Here is a 12,789-nt window from a genome sequence, read left to right on the forward strand (position 1 = left end):
TGGCCTTGGCCGCGGCGGATGGTCCGGCCAGCGGCGAGTGCCTCGCGGACGGAGTCGTCACCGGAGGTGTTCAGGCAGTTCGCAAGCGCGGGCGCTGTCCAGGCTCCGGCGGATGGTCTTGGGGGCGACGTGGTGCAGTTCCTGGAGGCTCTCCAGAGACTTCTCCAGCTCCGTTCCCTGCCTCCGAAGAGTAAGCTCCCCGTGGTGATCAACAAGGAGGCTTGCCGGCTCGGACGCGAAGCCGCGCGGCGCCTTGCCCGGCGAGGCAGCATCGAGATCGCACCTGGCCTCACCGAGGCCGAGTTCGAGAAAATCGAGCAGACCTATGGGTTCGAGTTCGCTGACGATCACCGAGCGTTCCTGGCAGAGGGGCTTCCGCTCAGCGGGCCTTCATGGCCACGGCGAAGTGGGAGGACGCCCTGGCCGAACTGGCGCAACGGCGTTCCTGCGGAACTGCGGAACTGCGCAAGCATCTCGAGTGGCCGGTTGAGGGGGCCCTCTTCGACGTTGAGAGAAACGGACTCTGGTGTTCGGCCTGGGGGCTGCGGCCGCCCGACCCTGCGGCAGCGATCGACCTTGCCCGATCCCACCTGGAGCAGGCCCCGAAGCTCGTGCCTGTCAGGGGACACCGCTATCTCCCTGCTGGTCGCGGTGCTTTTGGGCATCCCGTCTTGTCTATCGTTCAGACCGACATCGTCTTCTACGGGACCGATATCGCCGACTACATCACCAACGAGTTCGACGGCGGGCACATCAGCGCTGCTGGTAGGACGGCTTCGCGGATCGTCGAAAGCTGGTGGAGCACTACGACACGACCGCTTGATCGAACCGCGCATCTCCCGCCGACCGTTCTTGCGCAGCCATGGCAGCGAACACGCCGCCTTTTTGAGGTCTGAGCGGGCGACGGCCGTCGCCGACTCAGTTAGCGCGCGTCGCTCACTTGGCCTGCCGGCGCCTTCACTGTGCCGCTGGTCGGCGTGATCGGCCTGTTGAACCAGGTCAAGATCGGGCGCGACATACGCGTTATGGCCGACGACGTCATCCGCACCTGCTCTGGAACCAGGGCCTTATGACTCGGTCCGGGTGACGGCGAGGCCGAATTGCGGGGCTACTGGGACAAGTTGGCCAGCGTCGCGACCATTCTCCAGGCCCTGGGGCCGTCGCGGTGGGCTGCGCCAACGGATCACCGACCGCTTGGGCGTGACTTGGGTGCTTGACATCGCCGTGCGGCATTCCGCGGCCTTACACGCTGAACGCGGCGGGTGTGGTGAGAGTCTTCGCCCGCCGCGTTCGTGTGGTTCGTGGACCGTGCCGCGCCGTGGTGGTCAGTCCAGGACTGCGGTGGCCTCGACCTCGACGAGAACGTCCGGCTCGAACAGTGCCTCGACACCGATGAGCGACGCCGGCGGCATCGGCGAGCCGAGGCCGGTCTCGTCGGCGACGGATTCGACGCCGGCCATGAATTCCGCGATCTTCTCCGGGCTCCACTGGGTCACGTAGAACGTCAGCCGCACCACGTCGTCGAAGGTCGCACCGGCCCCGGCGAGTCCAGTGGCCGTGTTCCGCAGGGCCTGCGCGACCTGCCCGGCCAGGTCGGACGGGACCGGCGAGCCGTCGGGCCGGTGGGCGACTTGACCTGCGACGTGGACATGCCGGGTCCCGGCGGCCACGGCCACGTGGTGATACGGGGCGGGCTGAAGCATCCCTGCGGGGGTGAAGCGCTGAACGGTCATGACGAATGTCCCCTCTTTTAGGTATCGTCAAGATACTTAGGCGCGAGAAGACACTTCAACGAGACCAGGTTTCACCATGGATACCCCCGCCGAGCTGCGGATCAGTACCGCGCACCGAGAGCTCCTCGACCAGGTGCTCGACAAGTGGTCGCTCAGCATCCTGAACGAGCTCTGCGAACGGCCCTGCCGCTTCAACGAACTCCGGCGCGCCATCCCCGAGGTCACGCAGAAGTCGCTCACCGGGACGCTCCGCCGGCTCGAACGCAATGGCGTCGTCGAACGCAAGGTGACCTCGACTCGCCCGGTCGCCGTGACGTACTCCATCACGCCGCTGGGCAAGACCCTCCGCGGCCCGGTCGACGTGTTGTTGGACTGGGCGGACCAGCACCTGCCGGCCATCGAGGCCGCACGGGACGCATTCGACGGCGCGGGCGACGCTTAACCGCTACGACCCCGGCGACCACATGGTCAGCGAAGCCAACCCCTCGCCGAAGCTCACGTACCTGAATACGCTGCTCCACCAAGCCGAGCGCTCCGGAAAGTGGAAGGCGTGAGATTACACGCTGGCGGGGCCACGCACCCGTACGCAGGAGTGACAGATGTGCCAGGTGTGCGAGACCCTGCAACAACCTAGGGTGAGGCCAGGGCGCCCGCGAGCCCACGCGGCCCGTCAGCCTGCGCGCCACCGCATGAGCTCGGCGCGGTTCCGCGGATCTGCCGTGGCGAGCCTGGCGCACAGTCGGCGGGCGGACTGTTGCCCCCCAGCGGACGTCCGCCAGAACAGCGTCACCAAGCCTTATCCGCGGGGGTCCCTTTGCGGACCGGGATCGCACGGTCGAGACCAACCCCCTGTAGCGCCCGTCGATGAGCGCGCTGTCCACGCACACCGACACAGGATTCGTACAGCCGCAACGCGACTGGAGTTGTGGCTCCGCGGGATCCCTGGAGTTCCAGGCCAACGAGCTGCGCTGGCTCCACACGATGACCCCTGCCCTCGAACGCGCCCTCAGCGGACGAGGCGTCGCCAGCAGATGATGGCTGCGGCAAGGGTCATCAACGCTCCGTGGACGTCGTCGCGGATAGCGGCTCGATCCGCTCCCAGAGACTGTCCCGCACGATCCACGGCGACTGCTCGCCCTTCCTCACGAAGGGTGGTCAAACCGGCGAACAGGCCCTGAGGTCACCGCAGTGATCATTGTGTTATGACCTCTTAGGTGCAGCTCCTTCTCAGGGAGCTGCTGAGCTGGACGGACGGGTCGTCAAAACCAGCCTCGTCCAAAATGGTTCGCGCTTGGGAAGGCGGCCGGGCAGGCTGCCGGGCGATGGATGACGAAGAAAACTTCTACGCCCATCCCAGCACCCTGCTGGGCGCCCTTCAACGCGGAATGGGCCGGGGTGTGATCCAAGCGATGGACGACCCTGCCGCCGCCGTCGAAGCGGTGTTGTCCTGCCTGCGGCGCGACCACCGCTGGTCGTGGGACGTCGATGAGCGTGCCGTCTATCTGGCTCGCCTGGTCTGCGACCTGGAGATCCCGATCGACCGCCTTCTGGCGGTGCTGGATCAGACACCACTCGAGGACGACGAGAACGGCGCGGCCCTGACTCTGGAGGTGCTGGAGACCCTCGGCCGCGCCGGACACCAACAGGCAATCGACGGTGTGCGCCGCCACATCATCCAAGGCCCGCACTGGCTCCAGGCCCTGCACGTGGTGGGTCCCAGTTGGGACGCCGAACTCTGGGAGGATCTGTATCCGCATTTGCGGGATCGCATCGCCACTGTCGACCGCCGCCTGATCCTGTGCAGATCCTTGCCGTGGACACGGTGGGCCGCACAAGACGAGCGCGTCGCAGCAGCGATCGTGGACGCTCGAAACGCCTCTGCCCGGCCGCTGTCTGAGCCGCCCGCAGATCCTGAGCTGGCGCAGGCCCGCCGGTGGGCAGCGACACCAGATCATCCCCAGTACTGGCTTTCCGTCTGGGTTTTGGCCACGACGGGTGACGAGCATGATGTCCCGGCCTTGCTGGGGGCAGTGGGCCGGGTGCGTACACGCGATGGGGGCCTCGGCTGGTGCTACCGCGACCTGGTCGCGGGGCTGACCCGCATCGGAGGCGACCGGGCGGCACAGATCGTGCCGCGGCTGAAGCGACTGTGGTTCTCCCCCCACACCTACGAACGCGCCGCCGTCCTCAAGGCGCTCGTGGCGTTCGCACCTGCGGGAGAGCCTCCCTGGCAGTTGCTCGAGGGGCTGTGGGACTGCGAGGCCAACGTCCGGGAACTGGCCGCCGCGCACGTCCAGCTCACCGGCACCACCCGCGCACGCCTGCGCTACCTGCGAGACGACCCCATGGAAACTCCCGAGGTTCGCGGCGCCGCCGCACAGCGCCTCGGCTGAACCGCTGAGGGGCCGCCGATGGGTGCAGTTCTGCTCCAGCAGCCGACTGCACTAGGCGGGCAGGTTCCGTACAAGTGCTGGGCCCGTCCGGCCCGGGTGCGGCTCGCTCTCGAGGACGATTTCATCTGGGCGGATAGGTCCTGCTGGGGCCGCTGAAGAAGAGCCAAACCCACCTAGGTTCGGCTGACCTGCGAAACACGCGGACGGCTTGCCGGTGGCCTGACACGATGAGGATCTGCCGAGGTCGAGGCAGAACCGCTAGCAGCCAAGCCGTCCGAGCGAGCGTCAATGGGGGGCCGCATGGCCGACGTCATCTATAGGGTGGCGGGCGCCACGGAACGGCCAGCCGTGGCGGAGCTGTGGCGCAGGGTCGAGAGTGACGCCGCGTTCATGCTCGCGGAACCCGGCGAGAGGGCCGCCCCGATGGAGGATCGGTCATTCGAGGTCGTGGCCGGCGGCGACCCGCTGCTCGGCGCGCTGCGCGTGGCCGTCGGGCGGTTCCATCGGGTCGCGCACTGCGGGCATCTCGTCCTCGGAGTGCTGCCCTCACACCGAGGACAAGGAATCGGGACAGGCCTGCTGCACACGCTTATCAAGCACGAAGCCCCCGAACGGGGCCTGACCCGGCTGCAGTTGAACGTAGCCGTCGAGAACCCAGCGCACCGGCTGTACCAGCGCACCGGCTGTACCAGCGACTGGGGTTCACGATCGAGGGCATACGCAAGCACGCAGTCATCATGGACGGGATTCCGCGCGACGAGTACGCGATGGCTCTCCTGCTGTAGCCAGGCGCGCGGCCAGCGCGACCCCGCCTCACAAGCTCCTCACATTCAGTGTCGAGCAGTGAACGGTGAGCATGAACGTCGTCTCGGTGTCCAACGCGCGGCGAAGCTCGGCAAGGGCCTCGCCGTGGTCGCCGGGTTGTCATGGCTGCAGGATGCCTGCCAGGGCATCACGTTCCGGTGCTCGCGGTTCTCAGAAGCAGGCAGCCAGTGTGAGTGCTCACCCGTCATGGGGCGGTCGGTCGATCGCGTTGGCCAAGGCGCGAGCGCCGCAGCCGCCCCGGCGTGCTGTTGCCTGCCCGATACATGTGGCCTCCCCGTCGTGGCCGCTGGTCCGCACGCTGGTCAAGGTCGGCGCTGGTTTCCGTCGGATGCGCAGCGACCGCGGTCGGTCTCCCAGCGGGCGTCGACTGTCGTGGGGGTTCGGGCGCGTTCGGTCTTGAGGTGGCCGTCTGGTCTCTACGATCGGCGGCATGGCAGCAGGGCCGCGGATGCGGGAACTGGTGATCGGCTCGCGGGGGAGCCGCCTGGCGTGTGCGATGGTGGCCGAGTTCCGCGCGAGGCTGGGGTATCGCGGACCGGTGCGGACGGTGACGGTCATGACGGCCGGCGACCGGGATCGCCGCCGGCCGCTGGGGGAGATCGCGGAGGACGGGGCGTTCTCCGGTGCGCTGGAGCAGGCACTGCTGGACGGCCGGGTCGACGTGGCGGTGCACTCGGCCAAGGATCTTGCGGCGGGTGGGCATCCGGACCTGGCATTGGCGGTCACTCCGCCGCGCGGCGATGTCCGCGACGCGCTGTGTGGGGCGACGCTGGAGACGCTGCCGCTTGGGGCCCGGGTGGGGACCAGTGCCGCGCGTCGCGTGGCCCAACTGCGGGCGCTTCGTCCTGACGTGCGCACCGTCGCGATCCGCGGGAACGTTCCGCCGAGGCTGGCGCGCGCTCGTGCTCACGGCGGGACCTTGGACGCGGTGATGCTGGCCGCAGCGGGGCTGGACCGTCTCGCGCTGGCCGACGCCGCCACCCAGCGGCTGCCCGCCGATGAGTTCCTGCCCGATCCAGGCCAGGGTGCGCTGGCGATCCAGGTCCGCCGGGACGACGTTGACCTTCTTGCCGCGATGTCGCAGGCCGGGGACGCGGTCACCGACGTCGCGGTGCGCGCGGAACGCGCGATGATGCGCGCCTTGCACGGCGGCTGCACCCTGCCGATCGGCGCCCACGCCGAGCACTTGTCCGCGGGGCTGCGTCTCACCGGGAGCGTCACCAGCCTCGACGGCCGCCACCAGATCCGCGCCTCAGACACCGCCGAGCGGGGTGAATCTCCGGAGGAGCTCGCTGGCCGGCTGGCCGACCTGCTGCGTGCTCGTGGTGCCGACGCTCTGCTGCCCCGAACAAAGGAGTGAGAGGCAGCCTCTGTCGGCCCGGCGCGGTCAGGCTGGGAGACATGGAACTCGACCGTCGTGGCGCCGAGCTGCTGTTTCAGGTTCTGACCGAGCGCGATCGCCTACCGAACCAGCCAGACGCGCGCCCGCGAACACGTCGCCGACTGGCCTCTTGTGCCCTCCCAAGAGCGGGAGCGCAATGGAAGTGAGGTGGAAGAAAGGCCCATTCTCGGTGGTGTTACGCCACCTGTTGCCGATCCTCAGGGGTCCCGGGGGCCGTGCCGGAGATGGAAGTGCACGTCTGTAGCGGCAGCAGGGGCTGGATTGCCGTGAGGGTCGCTGATCGCGGTCACGGTTAGGCCGGCCGCTGCGGCCAGGGCCTGGAATCCGTTGCGCGTATACCAATGCAGCACCCACGGGCGCTCGTCGACGAAGTGGTCCCGGCCGTGGCGACGTTCATAACGCAGCAGCGTCGTCTGCGTCCGTGCGGCCTCGTCCCGTTGTTCAGCCACGACGGATACCCGAAGCTCGGCGCCGTCAGGTGCGGTCGCCGTGCGCGCCTGACCGATCTGCTCGGCCGGGGTCGGACGTGGGACGAACAGGGTATCAGGGCCGCGCCGGCCTCGGCCAGGTGAGCGCGGATGCCGTGCAGGCACGCCAGCGCGGCGGCGTCGTCGGGGAGCAGGGTGAAGGTCGGTCCGGCCAGGAAGATCGCGCGATAGTGGTGGGGCAGATTCAGCGCCTCCATGCGCTGGCAATAGACAGTGGCACTGATGCCTTGCTCGTGTGCCCGGCGACGGAGGCGTTCCAGCATGTCAGCGGAGGAGTCGACGCCCTCGACCTCCAAACCGCGTGCGCGCAGCTCAAGTAAGGGATCGCCATCCCCGCAGCCCAACTCCAGCGCCGGCGTGCCGGATTGTTCAATGAAGGCCGCATAGGCCTTGGGATCTTGGGAGAAGGACTTCAGTGGTCCGTAGAGCTCCGCGACGATGCCCGTGTAGAAGTCGGCCGCGTCCACGCCGTCACCTTAAACAGGCCCCTCCTGCACAGCACTCCAATTTTCAGCGAGCTCTCACCGAACGGGCGGAGCTCTCCAGGGCCTTATGAGATGTTGAAGTTGGGACGCAGTACCGCTGTGGCGGTCGTGCGGACTCCTGACTCCACGAGGGGGCCCTGGTTTCCTCCGATCGTGCTGAGCCTGCCGTGGCCGAGATTGCGGACCACGATGTTGATGTGGGCGTTGTCGCCGTAGATGGCCAGGTCGCCTGGTCGTGCTTCGCTGACGGGGAGGGACCTGCCTGCGGCACGCCACTGCCAGACGCCCGCCCACCGGTGGGCCGGTGTTCCGGTCGGGCTGTTCCAGTACGCCTGCGTGGCTCCGGCTTTGTCGATCACCCAGCTGACGAAGTCGGCGCACCAGGGCTCGCCGTTGTACTGGTTGTACTGGTTGAGGTTGTTGTCGCGGCCGCCTCTGTCCCCCGTCCCGATCAGTGAGGTGGCCACGCTGATGACTTTCGCGGCGGATCCGTCGCCGCCTTGGTAGACCGGTGTCGACGGGGAGAGCGGCGTGCCGGACAGGCTCTTGCCGGCGCTGTCGAACGGGGGAATGACGCCGCCGAAGAACCAGGCGTATTCGACGGCGATCCTCTGCAGGGGGAGGGTCACGCTCTCGGACGTGCCGAGACGCGACCAGGCGTCACTGTCCTGTGAGTCGACCGGCACGTTGATCTCCTTCGAGGGGCGTGGTGCCAGCCGCGGGATCACCAGGCTGTCCCGGCCGGGTGCCGGATCGATGCGCTTATTGGCCTCCTCTCTGGCCTGGTAGAAACTGGCCAGGCCCTTGAGGTCGGCGGCGTCCACGCCGCTGGACAGATCCGTGGCGATCCGGGAGAGCGTGGCGCTGTACCCCGCCGACCAGGAACCGACGACGCAGGCTTTGTCGTCGACCGGATCGGTGATGCCGTAGGCCGTTTCCAGGGATTCCAATTTCGGCTCCCAGGTCGTGCGCAGCGCCTCGGTGTCCGGGGGGTCCTGCAAGGTGGCGAAGGCCGTCGAGTGCGGAGCGATCGCCGTCAGGAACCGTCTCATCACCGTGGTGCACGCGGCCGACGCGGTGAAGTCCTCCTGCGCGGGGCCGACCTTGGAGAAGAGGCCGAGGTCGTTGCCCATGGCGACGCCGATCTTCTGCCAGCCGCCGATCATCGGCTGGAAGACGCCGAGGTCGTGCGGGCGCTCCTTGGGCGGGACCTTCTCGACGGACAGCTCCAGAGTGGCGGCGCCGGCGATGTTCTTGTCCACGTCGCACCGGTTCTTGATGTGGGCCTCCTCCGCCTCCTCCTTGGTCATCGGGAAGACGCCTTCGCGGTCGTCCTTGGAGTCGTCGCACTTGTCGGTCTTCCAGTGGCCGGCTCCGTAGCTGACCGCCAGCGCCTCGTTGATGAGGATCCCGATGGCGGTGGCCCGGTCGTCCTCGACGGCGTAGCCGAAGTCGCCCTTCTGGTCGTAGGAGCCGCCGCTGACCAGGTAGAGATCCTGGAGGCGGGTGGCCTCGCAGCGCCAGATCGAAATGATCTTGAAGCTGACCGGCCACGGTTTGTTCGGGTCGTCGGGTGGTGGGACCGCGCAGGGGGCGCCGGGGTCGGGGCTGCGGTCCATGAAGATCCCGGAGGTCTCGATGACCTTGCTCCAGTACTTGCGGGCGTTGGCCTGGTCCTTCTTGTCGCCGTCGGCCTTCCACGCGGGGCTCTTGGGGTCGCGGTGCACCTTCTCCGCCGCCTTGACGAGCTCGAAGGCGACGAAGTAGGAGGACTGGCAGGGGTTCTGCGGGGCGAGGCCGTGCATGCGCATCTGGCCCGCCGCCGCGGGCGTGAGCAGGTACGGCCCGCTGCCCTGGTCGTCCTTGCCGCCGATATCGGGGTTCGGGTCGGCGACGTCGCACCCGTCCGCGTAGAGGCCGGTATCCGGCCTGTCGGCCCGGAACGCCGCGCGCCGGACACCGGGACCGCCCGGAGCGACGCGGAACGAGGCGGGCTGCACGCCGCCCGGGCTGCCGCTCTCCGGGTGGTCCCGTGCCGCGGCCCGCATCTTCGACATCACGCCGTCCGCGTACTTCCATGCCGACGGGTTGAAATCGCATGCCCCCGGGCACTGGTGCCATTTCCCGGGAGAGTCCCCCCAGCTACCGGTGAAGTGTTCGACCGCGACCTGCTGCCACTTGTGGAACCTGTTCCAGTTGGCGAGGACGTCTTTCTTGGCCCGGCGGTCCTGCACGCTCGGCGGGGCCTGGCATGCTCTCCGGTAGCCCGCGTAGTTGCCCCAGGTGCTGGTGATGTACTGGTAGGCGCCGCAGGCGCTGCTTTCGTCCGTCCCGGCTTCCTTGGTGTAATTGCCGCCCGATTCCTGCATGCGCAGTGCCCAGAGGAACCAGCCGAGCTGGTGGCTGAGATCGCCGTCCGGCGGCGCGACGTGCTCGCTGCCGGTGCCGGGGACGGTGGCGGCCGAGCCGGCTCCGGTGACTCCCTGGACGGGTCCCGGGCCCGCGCCGACGGTGTTGCTGACGTTGGTGTTCGTGTTGCCGCCGTCGCCGGGGTCCTCCCCGCCGGGGACGTCCTTCGCCTTGCGTCCCGGGTCGCGGTCGATGTTGTCGTACGGGCTGTAGCGGGCGAGGTCGGTCTGCGCCTTGGCCAGCCCCGCCAGAATGGTCCAGGGCACTTCGGAGTATTCCTGCGCACTGCCCGACGTCTGCTCTGACGCCTGTTTCAGGATCCGCTGCCAGTTCCCGGGTAAGTACTCGGCGACCTTCTCGTCCGAGCGCGTCTGCGGCTGCGAGTCCGGGTCGTCGTCGACGTCGACCCCCAGAATCATTGCGGCGATCAGCACGATGCACAGGAACGGGATGAGGATCGGCAGGCCGCCGACCAGAAGCAGCTTGAGCTTCCCGTGCTGCTTCTCTTTGTCTGAACCGGAACCGTCGGCCTTGTCCTTCTTCTTGTCGCCAGAGGTGTACCTGGCCTGGAAACCTTCCCAGAACGAGTGCGGGACGAGCCGTCCGGCGGGTGACCCCTTGAGCCTGCGCATCACGAGCCAGCGGCCGAGCCCGTTGCTCATGACCTTGTCGAAGACCCCGGGCGCGTACCGGTCGAGGTAGCGGCCGACAGCGAAATTGGCGCCCTGGCCCACGCCGTGGGCGATCTTTTCGCCCTTGGTCTCGCCTTCCGGCATCGACAGGCCGTATCGGCCGGCGACTTCCTCGGCCGCGTTCCTGGCGGCGTTCTTCGCGGCGTCCGCCGCCACTTTCTTGACCCCGCCCGAGGAGTTCTCGCCGCTCTCGGAGGCACCGGTCGCTCGCCGGCCGGTGAGCGGGTTGGCCCTGGACGGAGGCTTGACCGGCCCCCCGCGCGACGCGGCAGCGCCGTAGGGGGCTTGCCCCCGGCCGTCCACGCCTCGATCGCTTCGCGACTGCTGGGCGAGGATGTCCTGGACGTTCTCCGGCCTCTGGGCCGCCGCCGCGATGCGCGGGTCCGACTCCAGCGCGGAAGCTTCTTCTGGGGCGAGCTCAGCCACATCGTCCGGTGGCGCGCCCTTTGGCGCCGGACGCAATTCCGCCGCCCCGGGCGGAGGCGAGTCCGACGGAGGCTCGCCATCGTCCAGGGGCCGCGGGACTAACTCCCCTTCTGACCTGGTCTCGTCGTCCATTCAGCCGCCGCCACCTCGGTTTAGGTGCCTTGCTCAGCTCCGGGCCCTCGGCACAGGAAGCTGATCAGCCATGACCGTCCGTCATTTCGCGGCTGGCGCAAGCCGGGTACCTGAGCACGGCCATTCGGAAACCGTCAGGACGACGCCGGCGCGGTCACTCGTCATCGCCCGAGGCTGACACGCCGCTGAAATCGCGGAGAACGATCGATAAACGGATGTGTCTGTTTGACAGGTCGCGCGGTCGCTGGGCTACGGTCCCACCGTGGCTGATCAACTTGAGCGGGTGTTGCTGGACCGGTACCGGCTCTTGGGTCCGCTGGGACGCGGTGGCATGGGCACGGTCTGGCGCGCGTACGACGAGCGGCTCGGCCGCGAGGTGGCGGTCAAGGAGCTGCGCCTGCCCGAGGACCTGGACGCCGAGCAGCGGCAGGCCTGGACCGCGCGCGTCGATCGGGAGGCACGGGCCGCGGCCCGTCTCCGGCATCCGGGCATCGTCACCGTCCACGATCTCGTCACCACGGCGGACGAGCAGCCCTGGATCATCATGGAGCTGGTGCCCGGCAGGTCCTTGGCCGACCTGCTCGCCGAGCACGGCCCCCTGCCGCCCGGGCGTGCCGCCGCTCTCGGACTGGAGGTCCTGGACGCCCTTCGCGCAGCGCACCGGGTGGCATCGTCCATCGCGACATCAAGCCCGCCAACGTTCTCCTGGAAGGGGAACGCGCCGTGCTGACCGACTTCGGCATCGCCGCCGTCGACGGCGACACGACGCTGACGCGTTCGGGTGCGCTCCTTGGGACCCCGGCGTACATGTCTCCTGAACAGGTCCGCGGCCTGCCCGCCACCGCGGAGTCGGACCTGTGGTCGCTGGGGGCGACGTTGCACGCCCTGGTGGAAGGCCGTCCGCCCTTCCCCGGTCCGAGCACCGGGGCCGTGTTCGTCGCCATCGCGACGCAGGAACCCGCTCCGGCCCCGAACGCCGGCCCTCTCGCTCCCGTTCTGACCGGGCTGCTGCGCAAGAACCCGGCCGAGCGGATGACCCTTGATCAGGCGCAGGCGATGCTGGCCCCGCTCGCGTCGTCCCAGGCCGGGCCCGTTCCCGCGCCGGTCGTTCAGCAGGTCCGGCCCGCCGCCCCTGGCCACGGAGGGCGCTCCTCTCCAGGCTCGCCGTCCCCGGCCGGACTGATCGCGGGTGTGCCGTCTTCGCCTGGCAGAAGCCGTTGGGCCGGGTTCGCGGTCGCGGGGGCCGCGGCGCTGCTGATGGTCGCGGTGATGCTGCCCTGGCTGAAGGTTTCCGCGTCCCTGCCAGAGGTCTCCGGCGCCCGCGGGGTGACGGCGACGTCCAGCGGCCTCGCCGCCGGCTGGGGCTGGGGGACGCTGGCCTGCGGGGCCGCCGCGGCCGTTCTCGGCATGATCGGTGGCGTCCGGAACAAGGGCGGCCTGGCGGCGAGTGCTGCCGCGCCGGCTCTGCTCAGCCTGCTCATGCTGGGCATCGTCGCCGTCCTGTCGCGGATCGACAAGCCGACGGTCCCGGTCCCGAAGTCGCTGCCGCCGGCGCTGGGCGCCGCCCTGAACGCGCACGCGAAGGAGTCCCTGGGATTCGGCTGGTATCTCGCGGTGCTCCTGACACTGCTGGTCATCGGTCTGAGCGTCGTCGCCTTCGCTCTCGCGAACCGAGATCGCGCGCGGCCGCCCGTGCACTGAGGGCGCCGGCCCGCATCCGCAGCGCGCCCCCGTCACGCGCGACGGCGCGGTCCGGCGGTGCCGTTCAGTGTCCGCGTCGAGACACCTCGGGCACCGCCGGACC

General features: G+C 68.9%; 8 protein-coding genes and 2 pseudogenes. 6 read left to right on the forward strand and 4 right to left on the reverse strand.

Annotated features, from left to right (window positions below; all coding sequences use genetic code 11):
• Positions 1 to 57: 57 nt before the first annotated feature.
• Positions 58 to 351 carry a hypothetical protein gene (locus BJY14_RS43635; RefSeq protein ID WP_179848963.1) on the reverse strand — a complete coding sequence of 98 codons (294 nt, stop codon included), beginning with the start codon at positions 349 to 351 and terminating at the stop codon, positions 58 to 60.
• A 41-nt stretch (positions 352 to 392) separates the two neighbouring features.
• Between BJY14_RS43635 and BJY14_RS43640 the strand changes: the two genes are divergently transcribed.
• Positions 393 to 896, forward strand: a complete 504-nt coding sequence (locus tag BJY14_RS43640; protein WP_179848964.1) for a hypothetical protein — start codon at positions 393 to 395, stop codon at positions 894 to 896.
• A gap of 429 nt (positions 897 to 1,325) precedes the next feature.
• On the opposite strand, the gene BJY14_RS43645 is transcribed toward BJY14_RS43640, so the two are convergent.
• The gene (locus BJY14_RS43645; protein WP_179848965.1) at positions 1,326 to 1,733 is read right to left on the reverse strand and encodes a RidA family protein; all 408 of its coding nucleotides are present in this window, start codon (positions 1,731 to 1,733) and stop codon (positions 1,326 to 1,328) included.
• A 76-nt stretch (positions 1,734 to 1,809) separates the two neighbouring features.
• On the opposite strand from BJY14_RS43645, the gene BJY14_RS43650 reads away from it, so the two are divergent.
• The 4 genes and pseudogenes from BJY14_RS43650 (at position 1,810) to hemC (ending at position 6,311) form a co-directional block, all read left to right on the forward strand.
• On the forward strand, positions 1,810 to 2,175 hold the full coding sequence (locus BJY14_RS43650; protein WP_179848966.1) for a winged helix-turn-helix transcriptional regulator: 366 nt from the start codon (positions 1,810 to 1,812) through the stop codon (positions 2,173 to 2,175).
• A gap of 880 nt (positions 2,176 to 3,055) precedes the next feature.
• Complete coding sequence (locus tag BJY14_RS43655; RefSeq protein WP_179848967.1) at positions 3,056 to 4,126, forward strand: hypothetical protein; 1,071 nt, start codon at positions 3,056 to 3,058, stop codon at positions 4,124 to 4,126.
• Between the two features lie 483 nt (positions 4,127 to 4,609).
• A pseudogene (locus tag BJY14_RS47945) lies at positions 4,610 to 4,750 on the forward strand (GNAT family N-acetyltransferase); the annotation flags it as partial.
• 631 nt (positions 4,751 to 5,381) lie between these two features.
• Positions 5,382 to 6,311: a hydroxymethylbilane synthase gene (gene hemC / locus BJY14_RS43665; protein ID WP_246396338.1), complete on the forward strand. Its 930-nt coding sequence runs from the start codon at positions 5,382 to 5,384 to the stop codon at positions 6,309 to 6,311.
• Between the two features lie 334 nt (positions 6,312 to 6,645).
• On the opposite strand, the gene BJY14_RS43670 is transcribed toward hemC, so the two are convergent.
• Complete coding sequence (locus BJY14_RS43670; protein WP_218905861.1) at positions 6,646 to 7,308, reverse strand: class I SAM-dependent methyltransferase; 663 nt, start codon at positions 7,306 to 7,308, stop codon at positions 6,646 to 6,648.
• Between the two features lie 83 nt (positions 7,309 to 7,391).
• Positions 7,392 to 10,853, reverse strand: coding sequence for a CHAP domain-containing protein (locus BJY14_RS47600; RefSeq protein WP_179848968.1), 3,462 nt, complete (start codon positions 10,851 to 10,853; stop codon positions 7,392 to 7,394).
• 415 nt (positions 10,854 to 11,268) lie between these two features.
• On the opposite strand from BJY14_RS47600, the pseudogene BJY14_RS43680 reads away from it, so the two are divergent.
• Positions 11,269 to 12,686, forward strand: a pseudogene (locus tag BJY14_RS43680) (serine/threonine-protein kinase).
• Positions 12,687 to 12,789: the final 103 nt, after the last annotated feature.

Origin of the sequence: Actinomadura luteofluorescens (genome assembly GCF_013409365.1) — a bacterium.
Classification (GTDB): Bacteria; Actinomycetota; Actinomycetes; order Streptosporangiales; family Streptosporangiaceae; genus Spirillospora; species Spirillospora luteofluorescens.

Bases quoted from the DNA above. Each gene is read 5' to 3' on its own strand.
- hemC (WP_246396338.1), top strand. From the start codon at position 5,382: ATGGCAGCAGGGCCGCGGATGCGGGAACTGGTGATCGGCTCGCGGGGG.
- BJY14_RS43645 (WP_179848965.1), bottom strand. From the start codon at position 1,733: ATGACCGTTCAGCGCTTCACCCCCGCAGGGATGCTTCAGCCCGCCCCG.
- BJY14_RS43650 (WP_179848966.1), top strand. From the start codon at position 1,810: ATGGATACCCCCGCCGAGCTGCGGATCAGTACCGCGCACCGAGAGCTC.
- BJY14_RS43655 (WP_179848967.1), top strand. From the start codon at position 3,056: ATGGATGACGAAGAAAACTTCTACGCCCATCCCAGCACCCTGCTGGGC.
- BJY14_RS43640 (WP_179848964.1), top strand. From the start codon at position 393: ATGGCCACGGCGAAGTGGGAGGACGCCCTGGCCGAACTGGCGCAACGG.